Genomic DNA, 25258 nt, shown 5'->3' with positions numbered 1-25258 from the left:
ATCCTGAAATGCTAGGAAGTGGACGAGACGTTCATCGGCGGCAGGTACTCATGGCCAATGGGGTAATGCTGCTCGATGCGGTCGCGATAATAGCATTCTAGTGTGCGCGCGACGGTGCGGAAAGCCAGCTCGTCCCATGGCACCTCATGCTCCTCGAACAACCGCACTTCCAGGCTTTCGACACCCACATCGATGTCCAGGTCGGCCAGTTCGGCGCGGAAGAACACATGTACCTGGTTGATGTGCGGCAAGTCGAACAGTTGGTACAGGCTCATGGCGCCGACCCGCGCACAGGCTTCTTCCACGGTTTCGCGACGGGCGGCCTGGTCGAGGGTCTCGCCGTTCTCCATGAAACCGGCCGGCAAGGTCCAGTAGCCGCGGCGCGGTTCGATGGCGCGGCGGCACAGCAGCACCTGGCTGCCCCAGGTGGGGAGAATCCCGGCGACGATATTGGGGTTCTGGTAGTGGATGGTGTGGCAGGACTCGCAGACATACCGCAGGCGGCTGTCGCCCTCGGGGATCCGCTGAATGACCGGTTGGCCGCACGCGCTGCAGAATTTCATGCTCGGGTTCCTTGTGCTCGGCCTTATCTTGGCGCGCCTGCCGGGTCGGGGGCAAGCGCAGGGGGCAAGCGCGCGGGGCTTGGGTGTGTCGCGGCTTTTGGTGCATCATGCAAGGCAGGCCTTGGAAACGAGAGTGCGCAATGCTGGACGAGCTACTTCGCCGAATGAGCAACCATGTACCCACGTCGCTGGAAACCGACCGACGGTTCCCCGAAGCGGCGGTACTCTTGCCCATCACTCGAAGCGAAGCGCCTGAGCTGGTCCTCACCCTGCGTGCCAAGGGCTTGTCCACCCATGGTGGCGAGGTCGCCTTCCCCGGTGGCCGTCGCGACCCCGAAGACCCCGACCTGGTGTTCACCGCCCTGCGCGAGGCAGAAGAAGAAATCGGCCTGCCGCCTGGCCTGGTGGAGGTGGTCGGCCCGCTGAGCCCGTTGATTTCCCTGCACGGCCTGAAGGTGACGCCATTCGTCGGGCTGATCCCGGACTACGTCGAATACCGTGCCAACGATGCCGAAATCGCGGCAGTATTCAGCGTGCCGCTGGAATTCTTCCGCCAGGATCCGCGTGACCATACCCATCGCATCGATTACCAGGGGCGCAGTTGGTATGTGCCCAGCTATCGCTTTGGCGAGTACAAGATCTGGGGCTTGTCGGCGATCATGATCGTCGAGCTGGTCAACCTGTTGTTCGACGCCGGCATCAGCCTGCACGAGCCGCCTGCGCAGTATATTGAAACCTGAATTCGAAACCCGAGCGGGGTCCACCCCGCCGATTGTCACTAGCCGCCGATGAGTCAAGGAAAGCCTATGAAATATCGCCTGGGCGACCTGCGGGTCGAAACCCACCCCACCAGTTGGGCCGCGCCTACTGCCACCCTGATCGGCAAGGTACGCCTGCAGGCCCATGCCAGTGTGTGGTTCGGTGCAGTGCTGCGTGGCGATAACGAACTGATCGACATCGGCGAGGGCAGCAACGTCCAGGACGGTACCGTGATGCACACCGACATGGGTTCACCGCTGACCCTGGGCAAGGGCGTGACCGTGGGTCATAACGCCATGCTGCATGGCTGCAGCGTCGGCGACTACAGCCTGATTGGCATCAATGCCGTCATTCTCAATGGCGCGCGTATCGGCAAGCACTGCATCATCGGCGCCAACGCCTTGATCGCCGAGGGCAAGGACATCCCCGATGGTTCGCTGGTGATGGGCTCGCCGGGCAAGGTGGTACGTGAGCTCACCGAACAGCAAAAGCGCATGCTCGAAGCCAGCGCCGCGCACTATGTGCACAACGCCGAGCGCTACGCCCGCGAGCTGGTGGCCGATGATGAGTGAGGTTGCCGTGGAACGCCCTGTAGCGTCGCCATGCGTGAGCATCTGTGCACTGGACGAGGAGGACGTCTGCACCGGTTGCCAGCGGACCGTGGCCGAGATCGGTCGTTGGGGGAAGATGGACAATGCCGAGCGTCGGGCGGTGCTCAAGCGCTGTCATGAACGGGCGGTGGCGGCTGGATTGATCATTGGCGCGTGACGCCGCGTCCGCTTGGTCGCGGGTTTACCCGCGGACAAGCCAGAGGTAATCTGTCGGGCTTGCCAACAGACAACCACCCCATGTTCTATCTCATTGCCTATATCAGCAGCGTAGTGCTGATCAACTACGCCTTTTCCAGTGCCCCGCACCTGGATGTCATCTGGTCCGCCTGGGGCGGCCTGGTGTTCATCCTGCGTGACATGGTGCAGACCCGCTTCGGCCATGGCGCGTTGGTCGCGATGCTGCTGGCGCTTGTGCTGTCCTATGTCACCTCGGAGCCGGCCATCGCCCTGGCCAGCGCTACCGCGTTCTTCATTTCCGAGCTGATCGACTGGCTGGTGTTCAGCATCACCCGCCGGCCGTTGCGTGATCGCCTGTGGCTGAGCTCGGCGCTGAGCATCCCGGTCGACACGCTGATCTTCTTCGGCATGATCGGCGCCCTCACGCCGGTGGTGATCGGTACAGCCCTGGCCTCGAAATTCGCAGGCGTCACTGCCGTCTGGCTGGCCATGGCATTTCGTGCCCGGCGCGCCGCCGTGGCGGGTTGATGGTGTAGAATACCGGTCCTTTTTCAGTGGGTCGCGCCTTCGCCTGATGCGGCCCCGGACGCCTTCGAGGACCTGAAATGACCCGTATCGGAACCCCATTGTCGCCCACCGCGACCCGTGTACTGCTCTGCGGCTGCGGCGAGCTGGGCAAGGAAGTGGTGATCGAGCTGCAGCGCCTGGGCGTCGAAGTGATCGCCGTGGACCGCTACGCCAATGCCCCGGCGATGCAAGTCGCGCACCGCAGCCACGTGGTCAACATGCTCGATGGCGTTGCCCTGCGGGCGGTCATCGAGGCCGAGAAGCCGCATTACATCGTGCCCGAGATCGAAGCCATCGCCACCGCCACCCTGGTCGAGCTGGAGAGCGAAGGTTTCACCGTGGTGCCGACCGCCCGCGCCACTCAATTGACCATGAACCGCGAAGGCATCCGTCGCCTGGCCGCCGAAGAGCTGGACCTGCCGACCTCGCCCTACCACTTCGCCGACACCTTCGAGGACTATGCCAAGGCCGTCGCCGACCTGGGTTACCCATGCGTGGTCAAGCCGGTGATGAGCTCCTCCGGCAAGGGCCAGAGCCTGCTGCGCAGCGACGCCGACCTGCAGCAAGCCTGGGACTACGCCCAGGAGGGCGGCCGTGCCGGCAAGGGCCGGGTGATCATCGAAGGCTTCATCGATTTCGATTACGAGATCACCTTGCTGACCGTGCGTCATGTCGGTGGCACCACCTTCCTCGAGCCGGTTGGCCATCGTCAGGAGAAGGGCGACTACCAGGAGTCCTGGCAGCCTCAGGCCATGAGCCCGAAGGCGCTGGCCGAATCGCAGCGGGTGGCCAAGGCGGTGACCGACGCACTGGGCGGCCGTGGCCTGTTCGGCGTGGAGTTGTTCGTCAAGGGCGACCAGGTCTGGTTCAGCGAAGTCTCGCCGCGTCCGCATGACACCGGCTTGGTGACCCTGATTTCCCAGGACCTGTCGCAGTTCGCCCTGCATGCCCGCGCCATCCTCGGCCTGCCGATCCCGGTGGTGCGCCAGTTCGGGCCTTCGGCTTCGGCGGTGATCCTGCCCGAGGGGCAGTCGCAGCAGACCAGCTTCGCCAACCTCGGCGCCGCCCTGAGCGAGCCGGACACCGCGATTCGCCTGTTCGGCAAGCCGGAAATCAACGGCACCCGCCGCATGGGCGTATGCCTGGCGCGTGACGAGTCGATCGAAGCCGCGCGGGCCAAGGCGACCCGGGCTTCGCAGGCGGTCAAGGTCGAGTTCTGATGCAAGAGGGGCCGCGCTGCGGCCCATTCGCGGGACAAGCCCGCTCCCACAGGATAACTACCGCCCTCAAGCCCAGCGCTGTACCTGTGGGAGCGGGCTTGTCCCGCGAATGGGCTGCAAAGCAGCCCCAATCACTTAAAGCTCGGTATTACGGGTTTCCTTCAGGCACAGCACGGCAATCAGGCTGATCACCGCCGCAGCCGACACATAGCCGCCCACCCAGCTCAACCCACCCATGCTTACCAGCTTCTGAGCGAAGAACGGTGCCGCCGAGGCGCCAACGATACCGCCCAGGTTGTACGCCGCCGACGCGCCGGTGTAGCGCACGTGGGTCGGGAACAGTTCAGGCAGCAAGGCACCCATTGGCGCGAAGGTCACCCCCATCAGGAACAACTCGATGCTCAGGAACAGGGTCACGCCTGCGGTCGAGCCCGAGGTCAGCAACGGTTCCATGGTGAAGCCCGAGGCCACTGCCAGCAGGGCGCCGACGATCAGCACCGGCTTGCGCCCGTAGCGGTCGCTGAGCCAGGCCGACAGCGGCGTGGCCAAGGCCATGAAGACCACGGCGAAGCACAGCATGCCGAGGAACGATTCGCGGGTGTAGCCCAGGGTCGATACGCCATAGCTCAGCGAGAACACCGTGGAGATGTAGAACAGCGCGTAGCACACCACCATTGCCGCTGCGCCCAGCAGGGTCGGCAGCCAGTATTTGGCGAACAGGTCGACCACCGGCATCTTCACCCGCTCGTGGCGAGCCACTGCCTTGGCGAATACCGGGCTTTCCTCCAGTTTCAGGCGCACGTACAGGCCCACCATCACCAGCGCGGCGCTGAGCAGGAACGGAATGCGCCAGCCCCAGTCGCGGAACTGCTCGTCGCTCAGAACCAGAGCCAGGGTCAGGAACAGGCCGTTGGCGGCCAGAAAGCCGATCGAAGGGCCCAACTGCGGGAACATGCCGAACCAGGCGCGCTTGCCTTCCGGCGCGTTCTCGGTGGCCAGCAATGCCGCGCCACCCCATTCGCCCCCCAGGCCCAGGCCCTGGCCGAAGCGCAGCAGGCAGAGCAGCGCAGGCGCCCACATGCCGATGCTGTCGTAGCCCGGCAGCACGCCAATCAGGGTGGTCGACACGCCCATCAGCAGCAGCGAGGCGACCAAGGTGGATTTGCGCCCGATGCGGTCGCCAAAGTGGCCGAACAGCGCCGAGCCCAGCGGGCGGGCGAGGAAGGCGATGCCAAAGGTGATGAAGGCCGCCAGCATCTGCGCGGTGCCCGACCCGGAGGGGAAGAACACCGGGCCGATCACCAGCGCAGCCGCCGTGGCATACACGTAGAAGTCATAGAACTCGATGGCGGTGCCGATGAAGCTGGCAGTGGCCACCCGGGCAGGGGAGTTGGCCGGCGCGGCAGGCGCTTGGGCGTAGGTGGTGCTGGTTGTCATCTAATAGGTCCCTAACAGTCTGGTGCAGCTCCTGGGCATGATCCGCATCGGCCAGGCAGGCACGGGGTCGCGGACGCCGGAGCGTATTGTTCTTTTGCGCGCCTACTGACGAGAGCCCGAGGGGGATAGGGGCGGGTGCGGGTACTGTTCGGGGTGTTGAAGCAGGACCACGGGGCGTGTCAGTGGAGCGGACTGGCCGTGGGGCGCCGGGTGCGGGTAGCAGGCGGGACGGCGGGGCTGGGTAAGCGTGACCGAAGTATAGCTATCGGGTCACGGTCCACACCAGTACCTTGCTGGCGCAATTGTCCTCGGTTTCGAGAATTTCCAGGCGATAGCGGCCTATTTTCAGGCAGACGGCGCTTTCCGGAATGCTTTCCAGTGCTTCGGTGACCAGGCCGTTGAGGGTTTTCGGGCCGCCGTCGCAGGGCAGGTGCCAGCCCAGGGTGCGGTTGATCTCGCGTAGCGATGCTGCGCCGTCGATGACGAAGGTGCCGTCGGACTGGGGGTGGACGTGGGGGTTGTCCAGGCTCTGTTCGTCCTCGAACTCGCCGACGATCTCCTCGAGGATGTCCTCCAGGGTCACGATGCCCAGTACCTCGCCATACTCGTCGACCACCACGCCGAGGCGGCGCTGCTGCTTGTGGAAGTTCAGCAACTGCATTTGCAGCGGTGTGCTTTCCGGCACGAAGTATGGATCGTAGCAGGCGCCTTGCAGGGCTTCGAAGGTCAGTTCGGCCTTGGGGAGCAGGTGACTGATCAGTTTGGTGTTGAGGATCGCCTCGACCTGGTTGATATCGCTGTGAAAGACCGGCAAGCGGGTATGGCGGCTGACGATCAGCTGTTCGATGATCTGCTCGATCGGGTCGTCCAGGTTGACGCCGTCCACCTCGTTGCGAGGCACCAGGATGTCATTGACGGTGATCTTGTCCAGCGATTGCAGGCCATCGAGCAGGCCGTGGTGGGCGGCTTGCTCGTCGTCTTCGTCAGCGAAATGCTCTTCCTGCTGCGGATGCAGCGCCACGGCCGTGGGCTGTACGCGGAACGGACGCAGAATCAGCTTGGCCAGGCCGTCGAGCAGGCAGGCCAGCGGCTGCAGCAGCGCCAGCGGCCATTTCAGGCTGGCGCCCAGGCTGACGAATGCCTGGGGGCTGCGCCGTGCCAGGCGTCGGGGTAGGAACTCGGCGAACACCAGCAGGACCAGGCTGGCGCTCAGCCCAGCCAGCCAGAAACCCTGGTCGCCATAGTGACGCTGGCCGGCCAGGCAGGCCAGACCGAGCACCAGTAGCTTGCCCAGGCAAGCGCACAGTACCAGGGCCTGGGCCGGCACTTTGGTCGGGGCGCCGTTGCCGTTGCGTTGGTGGCCATTGAGCTGCTGGCGCGCGGCGTCCACGGCAGTGAACAAGGCCGACCAGAGCAGGGCCAGTGCGAGGATGCCGAGAAGCGGTGCGTACGGCAGCGTGTCCATGGGCTATCAGATATGCAGGATGAATTCGCGGACCAGCTTGCTGCCGAAATAGGCCAGCATCAGCAGGCAGAAACCGGCCAGGGTCCAGCGGATCGCCTTGTGCCCGCGCCAGCCAAGGCGCGTGCGGCCCCACAGCAGCACGCTGAACACCACCCAGGCGACGCAGGCCAGCAGGGTCTTGTGCACCAGGTGCTGGGCGAACAGGTTCTCGAGGAACAGCCAGCCGGAGATCAGTGACAGCGACAGCAGGCACCAGCCGGCCCAGAGGAAGCCGAACAGCAGGCTTTCCATGGTTTGCAGGGGCGGGAAGTTGCGGATCAGGCCTGACGGGTGCTTGTTCTTCAGCTGGTGGTCCTGCAGCAGCAGGAGCAGCGACTGGAACACGGCAATGGTGAATAGTCCGTAGGCGAGGATCGACAGCAGGATGTGGGCGAGAATGCCGGGCTCTTCGTTGATCAGCGGAACGGTGCCGGGTGGGGCGAACTGGGCCAGCAGCGCCGTGACGGCGCCGAGCGGGAACAGCAGCACGAGGAGGTTTTCCACCGGTATGCGCAGGCAGGCCAGCAGGGTCAGGGTGATGACCGCCACGGCGATCAGGCTGGCGGCGCTGAAGAAGTCCAGGCTCAGGCCCAGCGGGGTGATCAACTGGAAGAACAGGGCACCGCCCTGGGCGACCACGGCGAGGGCGCCGAGCAGGACGAGCAGCCGTTTGTCGGCTTTGCGGCCCTTGGCCAGGTAGGAGCCCTGGTAGATGGCCGCGGCTATATAAAGGCCGGCGGCGATCAGATTGGGGATGAGGCTGGGTGAGGAGACCATAAGTCCTGGAAGGCGAGCCTTAAAGGGACGGAGTTTGGCATAGATCGCCGCTGCCAAGGAAGACCAGGAAGGCCCCTATCGCCGGCAAGCCGGCTCCTACAGGATGTGAGTCGCCGTGGACCCTGTAGGAGCCGGCTTGCCGGCGATGCGGCCACCGACTATCCAGAGCCATCAGCACAAGGTGTCCGCCGCCGCCGCTCTTCGCTATAATCGCCGCCTTGCTGTGCCCCGCGCCTGCGCGTGACCACCAGGGCACCTGACAACTCCCGGCTTTTCTGGGCCTGAAAGGATCACCATGTTCGAAAACCTGACCGACCGCCTGTCACAGACGCTGCGCCATGTCACCGGCAAGGCCAAGCTGACCGAAGACAACATCAAGGACACCTTGCGCGAAGTGCGCATGGCCCTGCTCGAGGCCGACGTCGCGCTGCCGGTGGTCAAGGATTTTGTCAACAGCGTCAAGGAACGTGCGGTCGGCACCGAGGTGTCGCGCAGCCTGACCCCGGGCCAGGCGTTCGTGAAGATCGTCCAGGCCGAGCTCGAAAGCCTGATGGGCGCGGCCAACGAAGACCTCGCGCTCAATGCCGCGCCACCCGCCGTGGTGCTGATGGCCGGCTTGCAGGGCGCCGGTAAGACCACCACCGCCGGCAAGCTGGCGCGCTTCCTCAAGGAGCGCAAGAAGAAGAGCGTGATGGTGGTCTCGGCCGACGTCTACCGCCCGGCGGCGATCAAGCAGCTGGAAACCCTGGCCAACGACATCGGCGTGACCTTCTTCCCGTCCGACATCAGCCAGAAGCCGGTAGCCATCGCCGAAGCGGCCATCCGCGAGGCCAAGCTCAAGTTCATCGACGTGGTCATCGTCGACACCGCCGGCCGCCTGCACATCGATGCCGACATGATGGACGAGATCAAGGCGCTGCATGCCGCGGTCAAGCCGATCGAGACCCTGTTCGTGGTCGATGCCATGACCGGCCAGGACGCCGCCAACACCGCCAAGGCCTTCGGCGAAGCCCTGCCGCTGACCGGCGTGGTGCTGACCAAGGTCGACGGTGACGCCCGTGGCGGTGCCGCGCTGTCGGTGCGTGCCATCACCGGCAAGCCGATCAAGTTCATCGGCATGGGCGAGAAGACCGAGGCGCTCGAGCCGTTCCACCCCGACCGCGTCGCATCGCGCATCCTCGGCATGGGCGACGTCCTCAGCCTGATCGAGCAGGCCGAGCAGACCATCGACAAGGCCAAGGCCGACAAGCTGGCCAAGAAGCTCAAGAAGGGCAAGGGCTTCGACCTCGAAGACTTCCGCGACCAACTGCAGCAAATGAAGAACATGGGCGGCCTGGGCGGCCTGATGGACAAGCTGCCAAGCATCGGTGGGGTCAACCTGTCGCAGATGGGCAACGCCCAGGGCGCGGCCGAGAAGCAGTTCAAGCAGATGGAAGCGATCATCAACTCGATGACCCCGGCCGAGCGCCGCGACCCTGACCTGATCAGCGGCTCGCGCAAGCGCCGGATCGCCCTCGGTTCCGGTACCCAGGTGCAGGATATCGGCCGTTTGATCAAGCAGCACAAGCAAATGCAGAAGATGATGAAGAAGTTTTCTGCCAAAGGCGGCATGGCCAAGATGATGCGCGGCCTGGGCGGTATGATGCCTGGCGGCGGCATGCCGAAGATGTGACCCATTTCAGGGCGCCGGCCTTTGCCGGCGGGCGCCCGGAACCCCGCTTCGGCGGGTTAACGGCCGCGTGTTTGCGCGGCGCAACCGGCAGAGCTGAACGCCAGGGCCTGGCCCCGGCGAAAAAGTCATTTGCAAATGTCCGTGTATTCCCCGAGAATATGCGGCCTTTTGGGCACGCGTGTGCCTATTTGGCATTCAGTTTTGCAGCACCGACTATAGGAACGATGTTCACATGGTAACCATTCGTCTGGCCCGTGGCGGCTCGAAAAAGCGCCCTTTCTACCACCTGACCGTGACCAACTCGCGTAACGCCCGTGACGGCCGTTTCGTTGAGCGCGTAGGTTTCTTCAACCCGATCGCTGCTGGCGCCGAAGTCAAGCTGTCGGTCAACCAGGAACGCGTCAACTACTGGCTGAGCCAGGGCGCGCAGCCGTCTGAGCGTGTTGCTCAGCTGCTGAAGGACGCTGCCAAGGCTGCCGCCTGAGCAATATGAACGCGACGCCAGAAAAGGCTGACGACCTCATCGTCGTTGGCAAGATTTTTTCGGTTCACGGCGTTCGCGGCGAGGTGAAGGTGTATTCCTTTACCGATCCGATTGAAAACCTGTTGGATTATCCACGCTGGACGCTTCGGCACGAAGGCACGGTAAAGCAGGTAGAGCTGGTCAACGGTCGTGGTTCCCAAAAGGGCCTGGTCGTTAAACTGAAAGGCCTCGACGATCGCGATGAAGCCCGTCTTCTGAGCGGTTACGAAATCTGCATCCCGCGGAGCCTTTTGCCCAACCTGGCCGCTGACGAGTACTACTGGTACCAGTTGGTGGGTCTGAAGGTCATCAACCAGGACGAACAGCTGTTCGGCAGGGTCGATCACCTGTTGGAGACCGGCGCGAACGATGTAATGGTGGTCAAGCCCTGCGCAGGCAGCCTGGATGATCGCGAGCGTCTGTTGCCCTATACGGAGCAATGCGTGCTGGCAGTCGACCTGGAAGCAGGCGTGATGCGGGTTGAGTGGGACGCGGACTTCTAATCGATGGGTAACCTTCGCGTAGACGTCATCACGTTGTTCCCCGAGATGTTCTCGGCCATCACGGAGTACGGCATTACCAGCCGCGCGGTGAAACAGGGGTTGCTTCAAGTGACTTGCTGGAACCCGCGGGACTACACCACAGATCGCCACCATACCGTGGATGATCGGCCGTTTGGCGGTGGTCCGGGCATGGTGATGAAAATCAAGCCTCTGGAAGATGCACTGGTTAGCGCCAGGCAAGCGACCGGAGCTGCGGCGAAGGTGATCTACCTCTCCCCGCAAGGCCGCAAGCTGACTCAGCAAGCGGTCAAAGGCCTGGCCGAGCAGGAATCGTTGATCCTGATCGCCGGTCGTTATGAAGGCATCGACGAGCGCTTTATCGAGGCTCATGTCGATGAGGAGTGGTCGATTGGCGACTATGTGCTATCCGGTGGCGAGCTGCCGGCCATGGTACTGATCGATGCGGTTACGCGGCTGCTGCCCGGAGCTTTAGGGCATGTGGACTCGGCGGAGGAAGATTCCTTCACCGACGGTCTGCTCGATTGCCCGCACTACACCCGACCCGAGGTGTATGCGGATCAGCGTGTTCCCGACGTGTTGCTAAGTGGCAACCATGCACACATCCGGCGTTGGAGGATGAAGCAGTCCCTTGGTAGGACCTTCGAACGACGCGCCGATCTTCTGGAAAGTCGCTCACTTTCTGGAGAAGAGAAGAAGCTGCTCGAGGAATATCTCCGCGAGCGGGACGATAGTTAAACGTATCGATGGTGGATCACGTATCCATCTTAGGAGCACAGCATGACCAACAAGATCATCCAGCAGCTCGAAGCCGAGCAGATGAGCAAGGAAATCCCGACCTTCGCACCAGGCGACACCATCGTCGTCCAGGTTAAAGTGAAGGAAGGTGAGCGTTCCCGTCTGCAGGCGTTCGAAGGCGTCGTTATCGCCAAGCGTAACCGCGGTCTGAACAGCGCCTTCACCGTGCGCAAGATCTCCAGCGGCGTTGGCGTAGAGCGTACCTTCCAGACCTACAGCCCGCAGATCGACAGCCTGGCCGTGAAACGTCGTGGTGACGTGCGTAAAGCCAAGCTGTACTACCTGCGCGACCTGTCCGGCAAAGCCGCTCGCATCAAGGAAAAACTGTCCTGAGTACAGTTTGCCCGGTGGCCAAGGCCGCCTAGCGAGAAAAAAGCAGCCTTCGGGCTGCTTTTTTGCGTTTTGAAATCCTTGTAGATGTGAGTGTCATGACTACCCGAGACCAGGAAATCCAGCGCCGCACCGAACTTTCGGTGACCCGCGTGACCAAGGCGGTGTTCCCCAACACCACCAACCACCACAACACCTTGTTCGGCGGCACCGCCCTGGCCTGGATGGACGAAGTCTCGTTCATCGCCGCCACGCGCTTCTGCCGCCTGCCGCTGGTGACCGTGTCCACCGACCGGATCGACTTCAAGCACCCAATCCCGGCGGGCTCGATCGTCGAGCTGGTGGGCACGGTGATCAAGGTCGGCAATACCAGCCTGCAGGTCCAGGTGGACGTGTTCGTCGAGAACATGTACCTCGATGGCTGCGAGCGGGCGATCCATGGTGTGTTCAGCTTCGTCGCCATCGACGAGGACAAGCGCCCGGTGCCGGTGTTGCCCGAGGCCTGACCCTCATCGCCCGGTACTGCCGGTAGCGTCGGCCGGCGCCGGCTCGATCAGCGCCACCAAGGTCCAGCCGGGCTGAGGACGCAGTGGCGCGTCAGGGGTCGATACATGCACCCAGCCATGGCTGTCGCGGGCGAACAGCAAGTGTGCCCGCTGGCCATGCAGTGCCTGGTAGGCCTCCCAGTCGAACCCGTCGGTCAAGGTGGTGCTGTACAGCTCGGCGCCCTGATGCAGGTGATTGGCCAGTTGTTGGTAGGTCATCGGTTGGCTGCCCAGCAGGTGGCCGCGGTGTTCCTGGCTGGCCCGGTGCTTGTCGCTGCGCTTTTTCTCCAGGCCGCTGGCCAGCACGAACAGCCGCCCCGGGCCGAAATCATGGCGAAATCGCGCGCAGGCCAGGGCATTGATTTCACCGGCCGGCGACAGGCCCAGCAAGTGCCCCAAGCCGACCAGGTCGAGGTGGGCGTCGGCATGCTGCGAAGCGGGGTTGCCAAAGTACGTCGGCAATCCTTCCATGCGCGCCGCACGGATGTTCTCCCAGCTCGAATCGGTCAGCAGAACGCGGCAGCCCAGCTGCTGCAAGGCTTTGCCGAGGGTGCGCGCCGGCCCGTTGGCACCGACGATCAGAAAGCCGCTCGGCGCAGGCTCCGCCACCTTCAGCAAGCGCGCCAAGGGCCGGGCCGTGGCGCTTTGCAGGACCACGGTGCCGATGATCACGGCGAAGGTCAGGGGCACCAGCAACAGCGCATCTTCATGGCCGGCCTCATGCAGGCGGATGGCGAAGATCGCCGACACTGCCGCAGCCACGATGCCCCGTGGAGCGATCCAGGCCAGTAGCGCACGTTCACGCCAGTTCAACGACGAACCCAGGGTCGACAGCACGACATTGAGCGGCCTGGCCAGCAGCTGGATGACCAGCAGCAGCGCCAGTACGGCGGGGCCCAGTTCGAACATGGCATGCAGGTCGAGGCGCGCGGCCAGCAGGATGAACAGCCCGGAAATCAGCAATACGCTGAGGTTTTCCTTGAAGTGCAGGATCTGCCGAACGTCGACGCCCGGCATGTTGGCCAGCCACATGCCCATGATCGTGACCGCCAGCAGGCCGGATTCGTGGACGATCTGGTTGGCCGCGATGAAGATCCCCAGCACCGCTGCCAGCGAGGCCAGGTTGTGCAGGTATTCGGGCAGCCATTGCTCGCGCATGATCTGCCCGAGCAGCCAGCCACCCGCCGCGCCGAGGGCGCAGCCGGCGACGATGACGCCGGCGAACGTGCCCAGGCTCTGGCTCAGGCCGTCGCCGCTGGCGATGATGAAGCTGTAGACCACCACGGCGAGCAGTGCGCCGATCGGGTCGATCATGATGCCTTCCCAACGCAGGATGTTGGCGATGGTCGCCTTGGGCCTTACCACACGCAGCATCGGCACGATCACCGTAGGGCCGGTGACCAGGGTCAGGGTGCCGAAGAGTATCGCCAGGGGCCAGTCGAAGCCCAGCAGCCAGCGGGTGGCCAGGGCGATCACCACCCAGGTGACCAGCGCCCCGAGGGTGACCATGCGGTGCACCACGCTGCCGATTTCACGCCACTGCGACAGGTGCAGGGTCAGGCTGCCTTCGAACAGGATCAGCGCCACTGCAAGCGATACCAGGGGCATCAGCAGCGGGCCGAACAGTGCTTGCGGGTCGAGCCAGCCCAGGGCCGGGCCGGCGACGATACCCGCCAGCAGCAGGAACAGGATCGCCGGTAGCTTCAGGCGCCAGGCCAGCCACTGGCAGACGAGGGCGGCGGCGCCGATGCCGCCTACGCTCAGGAGAATCTGCTGTTCGCTCATATGGGCTCCCTATGCCGATGATGTTATGAAAGACTAAGCGCCAATCCGATGTTTGCCACCGAGTTTCCATGCCCGCCCTCGACCACCCCCTCATCGACCAGTTCCTCGACGCCCAGTGGCTTGAAAAGGGCCTCTCCGACAACACCCGGGCCTCCTACCGCAGCGACCTCGCGTTGTTCAACGGCTGGTTGCAGGAGCATGCCGTGGCGCTGCCCGACGCTGGGCGCGAACTGATCCTCGACCACCTGGCCTGGCGCGTCGACCAAGGCTATAAACCGCGCTCGACCGCACGTTTCATCTCCGGCTTGCGTGGCTTTTTTCGTTACTTGCTGCGTGAAAAGCTGATCGGAGTCGACCCGACCCTGCTGGTGGACATGCCGCAACTGGGGCGCCCGTTGCCCAAGTCCCTGTCCGAAGCCGATGTCGAGGCGCTGCTGCAGGCCCCGGACCTGGCCGAGGCCATCGGCCAGCGCGACCGCGCCATGCTCGAAGTGCTGTACGCCTGCGGCCTGCGCGTGACCGAGCTGGTCAGCCTGACCCTGGACCAGGTCAACTTGCGCCAGGGCGTGCTGCGGGTGATGGGCAAGGGCAGCAAGGAGCGCCTGGTGCCGATGGGCGAGGAGGCGGTGACCTGGGTCGAGCGCTACCTGCGTGACGGCCGGGCAGAGTTGCTCAATGGTCGCCCCAGCGATGTGCTGTTCCCCAGCCAGCGCGGCGAGCAGATGACCCGGCAGACCTTCTGGCACCGCATCAAGCACCAGGCCCGGGTCGCCGGCATCGACAAGCCGCTGTCGCCGCACACGTTGCGTCATGCTTTCGCCACCCACCTGCTCAACCATGGCGCCGACCTGCGTGTGGTGCAGATGCTGCTGGGTCACAGCGACCTGTCGACGACGCAGATCTATACCCATGTGGCCAAGGCGCGCCTGCAGCAACTCCACGCTCAGCACCATCCGCGTGGATGAATCATTTTCATGTTCCGCCGACCGGTACCTGCAAGCCCCTTCAACCCCGGCCCGATGTGGTAGGCTTGGGCGGTTTGCACCAAGGGCCGCACGGTCGCCACGGTTCGTTAGCCGGCGACACCCTCCGGCCCCTGTCCGCCCTCAGGAGTTCCCCATGCGCGTGACCCAGTTTTTCGCCGCCGCCGCCATGGCGCTGGCCAGTACCTTTGCCGTTGCCGCGGCTACCGACGCCAACAGTGGCGCGGAGCAGGCGATTCGCAAGTCGTTGCAAAACCTCGAGCTCGAAGTCCCGGTGGAAAGCGTCGGCAGCAGCCCGGTCAGTGGCCTGTACGAAGTCAAGCTGCAGGGTGGTCGCGTGCTGTACGCCAGCGCCGACGGCCAGTTCGTGATGCAGGGCTACCTGTTCCAGATCCAGGACGGCAAGCCGGTCAACCTCACCGAAAAAACCGAACGCCAAGGCATCGCCAAGCTCATCAACGGCATTCCAGCGGCCGAGATGGTGGTTTATCCTGCCAAGGGTGAAACCAAGTCGCACATCACCGTCTTCACCGACACCACCTGCCCCTACTGCCACAAGCTGCACGCCGAAGTGCCCGAGCTCAACCGCCGCGGTATCGAAGTGCGCTACGTCGCCTTCCCGCGCCAGGGCCTCGGCTCGCCGGGTGACGAGCAGTTGCAGGCGGTGTGGTGCTCCAGCGACCGCCGCGCGGCGCTGGACAAGATGATCGACGGCAAGGAAATCAAGGCCGCCAAGTGCGCCAACCCGGTCGATAAACAGTTCCAGCTGGGCCAGTCGATCGGCGTCAACGGCACGCCGGCGATCGTCCTCGAAAGCGGCCAGGTGATTCCGGGCTACCAGCCGGCGCCGCAAGTGGCCAAGCTGGCCCTGGCTGGCCAGGCGCAAGCCGCCAAGTAATCAATTCAGTACGCCGTCGTCATGGGGTGACGGCATGTTTCACGGTCGGCGAAGGCGCCGGCCGTACAATGGGGAGTTCACAGTGAAACCGGTCAAAGTAGGCATCTGTGGGTTGGGGACCGTCGGTGGCGGAACCTTCAATGTACTTCAGCGCAACGCCGAGGAGATTGCCCGCCGTGCCGGGCGCGGTATTGAAGTGGCACAGATTGCCATGCGCTCGCAGAACCCGAACTGCCAGATTACCGGTACCCCCATTACCGCTGATGTGTTCGAAGTCGCGAGCAACCCGGAAATCGACATCGTCATCGAGCTGATCGGTGGCTACACCATCGCCCGCGACCTGGTGCTCAAGGCCATCGAAAACGGCAAGCACGTGGTCACCGCCAACAAGGCGCTGATCGCCGTCCACGGCAACGAGATCTTCGCCAAGGCCCGCGAGAAGGGCGTCATCGTCGCCTTCGAGGCCGCCGTGGCCGGTGGCATCCCGGTGATCAAGGCGATCCGCGAGGGCCTCTCGGCCAACCGCATCAACTGGCTGGCCGGCATCATCAACGGCACTGGCAACTTCATCCTGACCGAGATGCGCGAAAAAGGCCGTGCCTTCCCCGATGTGCTGGCCGAAGCCCAGGCGCTGGGGTATGCCGAAGCCGATCCGACCTTCGACGTCGAAGGTATCGATGCTGCGCACAAGCTGACCATCCTGGCGTCGATCGCCTTCGGTATTCCGCTGCAGTTCGAAAAAGCCTACACCGAAGGCATCACCCAGCTGACTACCGCTGACGTGAACTACGCCGAAGCGCTGGGCTACCGCATCAAGCACCTGGGCGTGGCGCGTCGCACCGCCGAGGGTATCGAGCTGCGCGTGCACCCGACCCTGATCCCGAGCGATCGCCTGATCGCCAACGTCAACGGCGTGATGAACGCCGTGATGGTCAATGGCGATGCCGCAGGTTCCACCCTGTACTACGGTGCCGGTGCCGGCATGGAGCCGACCGCGTCGTCGGTGGTGGCCGACCTGGTCGACGTGGTGCGTGCCATGACCTCCGACCCGGAAAACCGCGTGCCGCACCTGGCCTTCCAGCCCGATTCGCTGTCGGCGCATCCGATCCTGCCGATCGAGGCCTGCGAAAGCGCCTACTACCTGCGTATCCAGGCCAAGGACCATCCCGGCGTGCTGGCCCAGGTGGCGAGCATCCTGTCCGAACGTGGCATCAACATCGAGTCGATCATGCAGAAGGAAGCCGAGGAACAGGACGGCCTGGTGCCGATGATCCTGCTGACCCACCGCGTGGTCGAGCAGGGCATCGACGACGCCATCGTCGCCCTGGAAGCCCTGCAGGACGTGGTCGGCAAGGTCGTGCGCATTCGCGTCGAACAGCTCAATTAACGAATCGTGCCGTCGGGCCGCCAGCGCGGCCCGGCCTCAGCATCGAAGGTTTGCACCCATGCGCTATATCAGTACCCGCGGCCAGGCTCCGGCCCTGAATTTCGAAGACGTCCTGCTGGCCGGCCTCGCCAGCGATGGCGGCCTGTACGTGCCTGAAAACCTGCCACGCTTCACCCAGGAAGAAATCGCTTCCTGGGCCGGCCTGCCCTATCACGAGCTGGCGTTCCGCGTGATGCGCCCATTCGTCGAAGGCAGCATCGCCGACGCCGACTTCAAGAAGATCCTCGAGGAGACCTACGGCGAGTTCGCCCATGCCGCCGTGGCGCCGCTGCGCCAGCTCAACGGCAACGAATGGGTCATGGAGCTGTTCCACGGCCCGACCCTGGCGTTCAAGGACTTCGCCCTGCAACTGCTCGGCCGCCTGCTCGACCACGTGCTGGCCAAGCGCAACGAGCGTGTGGTGATCATCGGCGCCACCAGTGGTGATACCGGCTCGGCGGCCATCGAAGGTTGCCGCCGTTGCGACAACGTCGACATCTTCATCCTGCACCCGCACCAGCGCGTGTCGGAAGTGCAGCGCCGCCAGATGACCACCATCTTCGGCGACAACATCCACAACATCGCCATCGAAGGCAACTTCGACGACTGCCAGGAAATGGTCAAGGCCAGCTTCGCCGACCAGTCATTCCTCAAGGGCACCCGCCTGGTGGCCGTGAACTCGATCAACTGGGCGCGGATCATGGCCCAGATCGTCTACTACTTCCATGCTGCGCTGCAGCTCGGTGGCCCGGCCCGCTCGGTGGCGTTCTCGGTGCCGACCGGCAACTTCGGCGACATCTTCGCCGGCTACCTGGCGCGCAACATGGGCCTGCCGATCAGCCAGCTGGTGGTCGCGACCAATCGCAACGACATCCTCCACCGCTTCATGAGCGGCAACCAGTACGTCAAGGAAACCCTGCACGCGACCCTGTCGCCGTCGATGGACATCATGGTCTCGTCCAACTTCGAGCGCCTGCTGTTCGACCTGCACGGCCGCAATGGCGCCGCACTGGCCGAACTGATGGCGACCTTCAAGCAAGGTGGCGGCTTCAGCGTTGAGCAGGACCGTTGGACCGAAGCACGCAAGCTGTTCGATTCCCTGGCCGTCAGCGACGAGCAGACCTGCGAGACCATCGCCGAAGTCTTTGCCAGCACCGGCGAAGTGCTCGACCCGCACACCGCGATCGGCGTCAAGGCCGCCCGCGAGTGCCGCCGCAGCCTGGACACGCCGATGGTAGTACTGGGTACCGCGCATCCGGTCAAGTTCCCCGAAGCGGTGGAGAAGGCCGGTGTCGGCAAGGCGCTGGAGCTGCCTGTGCACATGAGCGACCTGTTCAGCCGCGAGGAACGTTGCACTGTCCTGGCCAACGACCTCAAGGCCGTCCAGGCCTTCGTCAGCCAGCACGGCAACCGCGGCAAGCCGTTGTAAGCCTCTTGGTCACGGGGCCGGCGCGCAATGCGCCGGCTCCGTTGTCGGCCGCGCAGCACTTTCAGAATTTTCCGATTCAAGGCCCTGGCCGCCTCGCTTAGTGTGACGTCGATCCTTCCTACCGGGAGCGGCTCATGCTCAGGCCCTACGTGTTGCTTCATCAAGCCCGTCCTTCGCACCAGATCCTCCTGCACCAGGCCTGCAATGCCCTGGGCATCTTCGACGTGCGCGTCACGCGCGACCTCGCCGATCTTCAGGCTTGTTTGGTGCGAGAGCGTGTCGCCGATCTGCTGATCCTCGATCCGGACATGGCCCCTGCCGGTGCCCTGGCATTGTTCGAGCGGCTTGCCGAAAGTGGGCAGACGCCGGCTCTGCTGTTCGTCGGCAGCCCAGCCGACGAGAGCGCCATGTCCCTGGCGGGGGCGGCTCGCGAGCGTGGTTTCAAGGTATTGGCAGAGCTGTCCTGGCCACTGCCGATGCGGCGTTGGCAGCAGGCGCTGGAGCGTATTCGAACTGTCATGTCGGCCCGCATGCTCACTGAAACAGGCGCAGCCTGACGAACTTTCCGCTGCGCTTGCTGGTCAGTGCCTATATAGCCCACCACGCAGCGAGTGATCCGGATGGAAAGAATCTGCAGACTGCTCAACGAAGCCCTGAGCCCTTATCAGACCCAGCTTGGCCCCGTGGACGCCGGCGGTAATCGCCAGCTGACCGTATTCGATAGCCTTGGCGGCACCACATTGCGGCGCACCGTCAGCCTGCGTCAGTTGCAGGAACAGCGCCTGCTGGTCGACCTGGTCGATGGCTTGCACCGTGACCTGCAAATTGCCGATGGGCGTTTGCAGCCTTGCGTGATCGCGGCAATGCGTCAGTGTCAGCAACCTCAGGGAACCTTTGCCTGAGTGCATCCTCAGAATCAGTAGAAGCCACCTGCCAGCGCACAGCTCCGGCGTCGGTAGGGGGCTTTGGGAAGCCCATGCAGGCTTTCGGTTGACCCCGGGCGTGTTTCCCCAGCGCCCGGGGTTTCTTTTTGGCTCTTCACGGATTGTCGGGGGGCTGGCTGGTTTGGCATTGAGATTGGGAACGATCCATTGTGTGTAGCGGCGCTACTGGCCCCTTCCGCCTTTACGGCGGGCTCCTTTGTTCTTGGACAAAGGAGCGCAAAACCGCTTGCTCCCACATACGGCCCCTACGCTGCGCTTCGGGGTTCCCTCGCTTCGGCGGCTTGCGGGCCCGCGCGGCCTACGACTTGCTCCGCAAGTCTACATCTCGCGCCTCCGGCTACGCCGGAGGGTGCTGCGCACCTGGCCCTCCAGCCGCCTACGCTCGGCCTCCTGAGGTCGCGGGTAGATCAAGATCAACAGCAAGATCAACAGCAAGATCAAAAGCCAGAGCAACGGCAGGCGAATCGCTGCGCTCTCGCTGTTTACCTATCGCTTCGTGTTGGAGCGGCCAGCGCGATCTGTCCTTCGAAGATAACGCCAGTGCAGGCGCCGCCGCTAACTTCGCGACGTCAGGAGGCCGAGCGTAGGCGCCTGTAGGGCCAGGTGCGCAGCACCCTTCGGCGTAGCCGAAGGCGCGAGATGTAGACTTGCGGAGCAAGTCGTAGGCCGCGCGGGCCCGGAAGGCGCCGTAGCGAGGGGACCCGTAGCGCAGCGGAGGGCCGGATGCAGGAGTGTACGGGTCACCCTCATGGGTTACACAAAAGTTCGTTCACATAGGTGACAACACCTGAAGTCTTACATAACCATCATCGGCTTCTCGCTCATCGACCCTGCCGAGAATGATTGGGCCGAAAATAACATCCCACACCCCATCCCCGACCCGCTCCAGCCCAATGGTCTGGTGCTTGAGCACATAACCTACATAGATCCTCAAACCCCGGCGGTTGACGATGCCACTACAATCAGCTTGCAGGCTCTCGATATGACTGGGGTAAGTCATTTCGGGTAGTTGCTCCGGAAACGGGCGTGGCGAAGGCTGATAACAGGACGCCGGCGTTTTCTGCTTCAGCGCTTCGTGCAATCGCTCGTAATTGTAGTGTTGCCGAAAGCGGTCGAAGTGCCGCTGTTGAGCCTCCCAAGCCACTGCAGGCGGGGATGGAAGCGTACTTTTGAGTGTCCGGTGCATACGCTCGTGCCGACCATTTTGCTCCGGCCTGCCAGGCGCAATACGTTCAGGAATGATGCCCAGGCGCAGCCACCAAATGGACAGCTGGGAGAGGCCTGCGCGTCCTTTACTCGCAAACGGCACGCCGTTATCGGTTCGGATACGTTCAGGTAGCCCGTTTTCGCGAAAGACCTCAGCGAACACAGCCTGTGTCTCCAGGAAGTTCGTGTTGGCCATGCTGTGGCACGCAAGCAAGAAGCGACTGGCGTGATCCATGATCGTCAACGGATAGCACCAGACCCCTGCTCCTGTCAGAAACTGGCCTTTGTAGTCCGCAGTGAATAGCTGATTGGGCGACTCCGCTTTCTCCAATGGCTTGGGATAGACCGCTACACGCTGACGCAGGCGTCGCGGTTTGATCAGCTCGGCCTTCTTGAGGATGTTGTAGATCGTGGTCTTGGAGGGAGGCGCCTGGTCGGGAAAACGCGCCTGCAATGCTGCCTGGATCTTCTTGGGTCCAGGCTCCGTCTGGCCTTGACCACGCAGCTCGATGATGGCCTCGCGAACGGCGACGGGTACAACCCAGTCTTGTGTCAGCCGGCGACGACTGCGCTCCTCCAGGCCCGCCGGGCCCTCTTTCTCGTACCGCTCGACCCATTTGTATCCGGTCTTTCGACTGATCTCGTAGGCCTCGCAGAGGGCGCTGAAGCTAGGCGGACCCTGCAGGTAATCCGCGATGAAAAGCGTTTTCATGTCCATAGGTTTCAGCTCTCGCCAAGGCATGGTCAGATCCTCGAAAAACCGACCCTGCCAGTTAAAAACTGTTACCTATGTGCGTGAACTGATTTGTAACCCATGTGGGTGAGTCATACCAGCAAGCGGTTTTGCGTCCCTTTTTCCAAGAAAAAAGGGACCCGCCGTAAAGGCCATCCCTTTCAAGGTCTTCGGTAGAATCCACTGAAATCCAGTCAGGAAGATCCGAGATGTGGGCTGATGTACTAGCGCGATTCGAGAAAAAAGCACCCGCCAGCGTAATGGCCAAACTTGCCTTGGAGCAGGCCATTGCGCCGGAGTGGATCGATCAGGTTTTCGAGGAGCACCGGCAACGGCAGTATTCTCGCGAGCTGCTGTTCTCGACCATCGTCAAGTTGATGTCGCTTGTTTCATTGGGTTTGAAGCCATCGCTGCATGCTGCGGCCAGACAACTGGACGACCTTCCCGTCAGCTTGGCAGCCCTGTACGACAAGATCAGTCGAACCGAACCTGCCCTGTTGCGTGCTCTGGTGACAGGCTGCGCGCGGCGCTTGGCGCCCACAATCCATGAATTGGGCTGTTCAGCCATGCTTCCTGGCTGGCAAGTTCGAGTGGTCGATGGAAGCCACTTGGCCTCTACCGAAAAGCGTCTTGGCGCGTTGCGCCAAGAGCGCGGGGCGGCTCGCCCCGGGTTCTCGGTGGTGGTTTACGACCCCGATCTGGATCAGGTAATTGACCTCCAGCCGTGCGAGGACGCCTACACAAGCGAACGAGTTTGTGTTTTGCCGTTGCTGGCTGAAGCAAAGGCCAATCAGGTTTGGATTGCTGACCGGCTCTACTGCACGCTGCCTGTAATGGAGGCATGCGAGCAGGTGAACACATCGTTTGTCATTCGCCAGCAGGCCAAGCATCCACGCTTGATCCAGGAGAGTGAGTGGCAGGCGCCAATGCCCGTAGCGACAGGCACAGTGCGCGAACAATCCATCGAAGTAAAAGGCGGGCACCGCTGGCGGCGTGTGGAACTGACACTTCATTCACCAAATGACTCAGGTGACAAAAGCTTGATGTTCTGGAGCAACCTGCCCGAGAGCATCAGTGCACAACAGATCGCAGATTTCTATCGGCGTCGCTGGAGCATTGAGGGGATGTTCCAGCGACTGGAAGCGATTCTGGAAAGTGAAATCGAAACCCTCGGCAGTCCGCGAGCGGCCTTGCTTGGATTCACCACTGCCGTGCTGGCATACAACGTTCTGGCCTTGCTCAAGCGAAGTGTTGAACAGGCTCACCGCGATGCCTTGCCCGAGAATTGGGAAGCTTCGATCTATCACTTGGCGGTGCAGATCAGAGGAGGTTACGAAGGCATGCAGATTGCCTTGCCAACCGAGTACATGCCGGTTGTCTCTATGGAAGACCTGGCCCGGCGGCTACTTGAACTGGCCAGAAACATCCAGCCCAAGCAAGTAGCTAAAAGCCCCCGAGGTCCCAAGGTGCCCAAGCCCAAAGCCTGGGTCCAAGGCACGGCAGTGCATGCACACGTTTCAACCGATCGGGTCATTAAGGCCGCCAAAACCAAAAGACCTTGAAAGGGATGGCCGTAAAGGCGGAAGGGGCCGGTAGCGCCGCTACACCCCTCGGATCAACCACCCAATTCCAAAGCCCCAAAGCCCCAAAGCCCCAAAGCCCCAAAGCCAGCCCCCACTATTCCGTAAAGAACCTGCTTTGCCCTTCAGCAATCAGGGCGCGGTGAAGAACTGCTGGCTCTGCTCCAGGTAATCCTCACGCAGGGCCGGATCCAGCCAGTGTGCATAAAGCGCCGGCAAGGTGTCCCGGCGCAGTGCTGGCAACAGCTGATCGATATGCGCGATAGCGGCACGTCCCAACGGCGTATTGGCACAGCCCACATGAAGGAACTGGTAGCGATTGACGCCCTGGATCGGGTGGAACCGATAGTCGTCCGGCGAGCCGCCGTGCTCCTGGATCAGGTAACGCATCTCCGGCCAATAACCCAGTACCAGTTGCAGGCGCCCCAGTTGCTGCATCTGCAACAGGCTGGCGGTGGCGTCGTTGCCATAGTGGCGATTGAACGCTGTGTCGGGCAGGCCGCGGAGCATATCGTCGATCTGCGTGCCATAGCTACGCTCGGCAACGATACCGAGCTTGAGCGGCGTTTGCGTGAGCAGGCCGGTGAGGTCGATGTCGGCGCCGTCGCTGAAGCCTGCCAGCCTGTGCTCGTTCTGCTTGTGCACCACCAGGCCGCTGCTCAGGGCTCCCAGGGCAGGCATGGAGTACTGCACGAAGCGCGCACGCTCGGCGGTCCAGATCAGCGTCGGGTCGCAAACGAAATGGCCGGCCTGCAGCATCTGCAAGCCTCGGGCACGGTTGACGCGAACGATGCGGTGGTCGTATTCGGGCATCTGCCGGATCAGCAGGGGCAGCATCTGGTCGATCACCCCCCGGCCTTTTTCGCTGCCGTCGAAGATGGTGAACGGCGGCAGGTCGCGGACCAGCCAGATCAACCGCTCCTTGGCCGCGGCTGGTTGCACGGCCAGGGCGAGCAGCAGCCCGCACAGCGCCAGTAGCGCCTGCCCCAATCGTGCGGTGGGGGTTGACGTGGTCAGACCGTGCCTGCTGCGCGAAGGTTGGCGATGGCGCTGGCGTCGTAGCCAAGGCCAGCCAGCAGCTGGTCGGTATGCTCGCCCAGGGTTGGCCCGACCCACTCGGCCGAACCCGGTGTGTCGGACAGCTTGGGTACGATGCCCGGCATCTTGAACGGCTTGCCATCGGGCAGCTTGGCCTGGAGGAACATCTCCCGGGCCAGGAACTGCGGATCATTGAACATGTCCTCGGCCGAGTAGATGCGGCTGGCTGGCACCTCGGCGTCGGTGAGCACTTGCATCACCTGCTGCAACGGCAGGCTGTTGGCCCAGCGGTCGATCACCCCATACAACTCGTCCCGTCGTGCATCGCGGCCGTCGTTGCTGGCCAGACTCGGGTCGTCGGCGAGGTCCGGGCGGCCGATGGCCTGCATGAAACGCTTGAAGATCGCATCGCCGTTGGCGCCGATCTGCACGTGCCTGCCATCGGCGCTGGTGTGGATGGAGGAGGGCGTGATGCCAGGCATGATGTTGCCGGTGCGCTCACGGATGAAGCCGAACACATCGAACTCGGGGACCATGCTCTCCATCATGGCGAAGATCGCCTCGTACAGGGCCACGTCCACCACCTGGCCCTGGCCGCCGTTGACCTCGCGATGACGCAACGCCATCAGCGCGCCGATCACGCCCCATAGCGCCGCGATCGAGTCGCCGATGGAGATGCCGGTACGCACCGGCGGGCGGTCCTCGAAGCCGGTGATGTAGCGCAAGCCGCCCATCGACTCGCCGACCGCGCCGAAGCCGGGCTGGTCCTTCATCGGGCCGGTCTGGCCGAAGCCCGACAGGCGCACCATGACCAGGCGCGGGTTGAGCGCGTGCAGCACGTCCCAGCCCAGGCCGAGCTTTTCCAGCACGCCGGGGCGGAAGTTCTCGATCAGGATGTCGGCCTCGGCCAGCAGGCGCTTGAGGATCTCGCGGCCTTCTGGGTGCTTGAGGTTGAGCGTCAGCGATTGCTTGTTGCGGGCCTGCACGAACCACCACAGCGACGTGCCCTCGTACAGCTTGCGCCATTTGCGCAGCGGGTCGCCGCCGTCGGGCGACTCGACCTTGACCACCTCGGCGCCGAATTCGGCGCAGATGCGCGAGGCAAACGGGCCGGCGATCAGGGTACCGAGTTCGACGACCTTGAGGCCGGCGAGGGGTTTGCTGGGGGTAGACATGAGGCATCCGTGGCAACTGGTCAGACCCGAGGTTTTATCATAGGTCCGGGGCGGCAG

Annotated in this window: 25 protein-coding genes and 1 pseudogene; 18 read left to right on the top strand and 8 right to left on the bottom strand. The window is 63.3% G+C overall.

What is annotated here, in order from left to right; genetic code table 11:
* Positions 1 to 11: 11 nt before the first annotated feature.
* Entirely contained in the window at positions 12 to 563 is a 552-nt protein-coding gene (locus E6B08_RS24825; RefSeq protein ID WP_136916380.1) for an NUDIX hydrolase, read from the bottom strand.
* 140 nt (positions 564 to 703) lie between these two features.
* On the opposite strand from E6B08_RS24825, the gene E6B08_RS24820 reads away from it, so the two are divergent.
* The 5 genes from E6B08_RS24820 (at position 704) to purT (ending at position 3897) form a co-directional block, all read left to right on the top strand.
* Positions 704 to 1303 (top strand): CoA pyrophosphatase, encoded by a 600-nt coding sequence (locus tag E6B08_RS24820; RefSeq protein ID WP_136916379.1) that lies wholly within the window; start codon positions 704 to 706, stop codon positions 1301 to 1303.
* A gap of 66 nt (positions 1304 to 1369) precedes the next feature.
* Positions 1370 to 1894 carry a gamma carbonic anhydrase family protein gene (locus tag E6B08_RS24815; protein WP_136916378.1) on the top strand — a complete coding sequence of 175 codons (525 nt, stop codon included), beginning with the start codon at positions 1370 to 1372 and terminating at the stop codon, positions 1892 to 1894.
* On the top strand, positions 1884 to 2090 hold the full coding sequence (locus E6B08_RS24810; protein ID WP_136916377.1) for a DUF1289 domain-containing protein: 207 nt from the start codon (positions 1884 to 1886) through the stop codon (positions 2088 to 2090). The genes E6B08_RS24815 and E6B08_RS24810 overlap by 11 nt, the downstream gene beginning before the upstream one ends.
* 80 nt (positions 2091 to 2170) lie before the next feature.
* Positions 2171 to 2638, top strand: a complete 468-nt coding sequence (locus tag E6B08_RS24805; RefSeq protein WP_136916376.1) for a VUT family protein — start codon at positions 2171 to 2173, stop codon at positions 2636 to 2638.
* Between the two features lie 77 nt (positions 2639 to 2715).
* On the top strand, positions 2716 to 3897 hold the full coding sequence (gene purT, locus E6B08_RS24800) for a formate-dependent phosphoribosylglycinamide formyltransferase (protein WP_136916375.1): 1182 nt from the start codon (positions 2716 to 2718) through the stop codon (positions 3895 to 3897).
* A 135-nt stretch (positions 3898 to 4032) separates the two neighbouring features.
* Here purT and E6B08_RS24790 read toward each other — a convergent pair whose 3' ends face one another.
* From E6B08_RS24790 to E6B08_RS24780, 3 genes are all read right to left on the bottom strand, one after another.
* The gene (locus tag E6B08_RS24790) at positions 4033 to 5334 is read right to left on the bottom strand and encodes an MFS transporter (protein ID WP_136916373.1); all 1302 of its coding nucleotides are present in this window, start codon (positions 5332 to 5334) and stop codon (positions 4033 to 4035) included.
* 262 nt (positions 5335 to 5596) lie between these two features.
* Positions 5597 to 6799, bottom strand: coding sequence for a transporter associated domain-containing protein (locus tag E6B08_RS24785; protein ID WP_136916372.1), 1203 nt, complete (start codon positions 6797 to 6799; stop codon positions 5597 to 5599).
* Between the two features lie 6 nt (positions 6800 to 6805).
* The gene (locus E6B08_RS24780; protein ID WP_136916371.1) at positions 6806 to 7615 is read right to left on the bottom strand and encodes a cytochrome C assembly family protein; all 810 of its coding nucleotides are present in this window, start codon (positions 7613 to 7615) and stop codon (positions 6806 to 6808) included.
* Positions 7616 to 7910: 295 nt separating this feature from the next.
* Between E6B08_RS24780 and ffh the strand changes: the two genes are divergently transcribed.
* The 6 genes from ffh to E6B08_RS24750 all read left to right on the top strand — a co-directional run bounded on the left by ffh (position 7911) and on the right by E6B08_RS24750 (position 11965).
* Positions 7911 to 9287: a signal recognition particle protein gene (gene ffh / locus E6B08_RS24775; RefSeq protein ID WP_136916370.1), complete on the top strand. Its 1377-nt coding sequence runs from the start codon at positions 7911 to 7913 to the stop codon at positions 9285 to 9287.
* Positions 9288 to 9519: 232 nt separating this feature from the next.
* Entirely contained in the window at positions 9520 to 9771 is a 252-nt protein-coding gene (gene rpsP / locus E6B08_RS24770; protein ID WP_003259424.1) for a 30S ribosomal protein S16, read from the top strand.
* A gap of 5 nt (positions 9772 to 9776) precedes the next feature.
* Positions 9777 to 10313: a ribosome maturation factor RimM gene (gene rimM, locus E6B08_RS24765; RefSeq protein WP_136916369.1), complete on the top strand. Its 537-nt coding sequence runs from the start codon at positions 9777 to 9779 to the stop codon at positions 10311 to 10313.
* Positions 10314 to 10316: 3 nt separating this feature from the next.
* Positions 10317 to 11069 carry a tRNA (guanosine(37)-N1)-methyltransferase TrmD gene (gene trmD / locus E6B08_RS24760; RefSeq protein ID WP_003252146.1) on the top strand — a complete coding sequence of 251 codons (753 nt, stop codon included), beginning with the start codon at positions 10317 to 10319 and terminating at the stop codon, positions 11067 to 11069.
* A gap of 42 nt (positions 11070 to 11111) precedes the next feature.
* Positions 11112 to 11462, top strand: a complete 351-nt coding sequence (gene rplS / locus E6B08_RS24755) for a 50S ribosomal protein L19 (RefSeq protein ID WP_008094487.1) — start codon at positions 11112 to 11114, stop codon at positions 11460 to 11462.
* Between the two features lie 95 nt (positions 11463 to 11557).
* Complete coding sequence (locus tag E6B08_RS24750; protein WP_136916368.1) at positions 11558 to 11965, top strand: acyl-CoA thioesterase; 408 nt, start codon at positions 11558 to 11560, stop codon at positions 11963 to 11965.
* Positions 11966 to 11968: 3 nt separating this feature from the next.
* Here the strand turns inward: E6B08_RS24750 and E6B08_RS24745 are convergent, their stop codons facing one another.
* Complete coding sequence (locus E6B08_RS24745; protein WP_136916367.1) at positions 11969 to 13789, bottom strand: cation:proton antiporter; 1821 nt, start codon at positions 13787 to 13789, stop codon at positions 11969 to 11971.
* Between the two features lie 68 nt (positions 13790 to 13857).
* Between E6B08_RS24745 and xerD the strand changes: the two genes are divergently transcribed.
* The 6 genes and pseudogenes from xerD to E6B08_RS24715 all read left to right on the top strand — a co-directional run bounded on the left by xerD (position 13858) and on the right by E6B08_RS24715 (position 19427).
* Complete coding sequence (gene xerD / locus E6B08_RS24740; protein WP_136916366.1) at positions 13858 to 14754, top strand: site-specific tyrosine recombinase XerD; 897 nt, start codon at positions 13858 to 13860, stop codon at positions 14752 to 14754.
* Positions 14755 to 14908: 154 nt separating this feature from the next.
* Positions 14909 to 15670 (top strand): DsbC family protein, encoded by a 762-nt coding sequence (locus E6B08_RS24735; protein WP_136916365.1) that lies wholly within the window; start codon positions 14909 to 14911, stop codon positions 15668 to 15670.
* A gap of 82 nt (positions 15671 to 15752) precedes the next feature.
* Entirely contained in the window at positions 15753 to 17057 is a 1305-nt protein-coding gene (locus tag E6B08_RS24730) for a homoserine dehydrogenase (RefSeq protein WP_133326154.1), read from the top strand.
* Between the two features lie 58 nt (positions 17058 to 17115).
* On the top strand, positions 17116 to 18525 hold the full coding sequence (gene thrC / locus E6B08_RS24725; RefSeq protein WP_136916364.1) for a threonine synthase: 1410 nt from the start codon (positions 17116 to 17118) through the stop codon (positions 18523 to 18525).
* A gap of 134 nt (positions 18526 to 18659) precedes the next feature.
* Positions 18660 to 19066 (top strand): annotated as a pseudogene (locus tag E6B08_RS24720) (histidine kinase).
* A 79-nt stretch (positions 19067 to 19145) separates the two neighbouring features.
* Positions 19146 to 19427 (top strand): DUF3509 domain-containing protein, encoded by a 282-nt coding sequence (locus tag E6B08_RS24715; protein ID WP_136916362.1) that lies wholly within the window; start codon positions 19146 to 19148, stop codon positions 19425 to 19427.
* An 811-nt stretch (positions 19428 to 20238) separates the two neighbouring features.
* Here E6B08_RS24715 and E6B08_RS24710 read toward each other — a convergent pair.
* Positions 20239 to 21417 carry an integrase core domain-containing protein gene (locus tag E6B08_RS24710; RefSeq protein ID WP_136913586.1) on the bottom strand — a complete coding sequence of 393 codons (1179 nt, stop codon included), beginning with the start codon at positions 21415 to 21417 and terminating at the stop codon, positions 20239 to 20241.
* 251 nt (positions 21418 to 21668) lie between these two features.
* Between E6B08_RS24710 and E6B08_RS24705 the strand changes: the two genes are divergently transcribed.
* On the top strand, positions 21669 to 22970 hold the full coding sequence (locus E6B08_RS24705) for an IS4 family transposase (RefSeq protein ID WP_136917345.1): 1302 nt from the start codon (positions 21669 to 21671) through the stop codon (positions 22968 to 22970).
* Positions 22971 to 23120: 150 nt separating this feature from the next.
* On the opposite strand, the gene E6B08_RS24700 is transcribed toward E6B08_RS24705, so the two are convergent.
* Together E6B08_RS24700 and E6B08_RS24695 are read right to left on the bottom strand one after the other, a co-directional pair.
* Entirely contained in the window at positions 23121 to 23978 is an 858-nt protein-coding gene (locus tag E6B08_RS24700; RefSeq protein WP_136916361.1) for a TIGR02285 family protein, read from the bottom strand.
* Between the two features lie 23 nt (positions 23979 to 24001).
* Positions 24002 to 25201 carry a CaiB/BaiF CoA transferase family protein gene (locus E6B08_RS24695; RefSeq protein ID WP_136916360.1) on the bottom strand — a complete coding sequence of 400 codons (1200 nt, stop codon included), beginning with the start codon at positions 25199 to 25201 and terminating at the stop codon, positions 24002 to 24004.
* Positions 25202 to 25258 lie beyond the last annotated feature (57 nt).

The sequence above is a fragment of the Pseudomonas putida genome, from assembly GCF_005080685.1.
Classification (GTDB): Bacteria; Pseudomonadota; Gammaproteobacteria; order Pseudomonadales; family Pseudomonadaceae; genus Aquipseudomonas; species Aquipseudomonas putida_V.
This window is presented reverse-complemented; position numbering and strand designations above follow the sequence as displayed.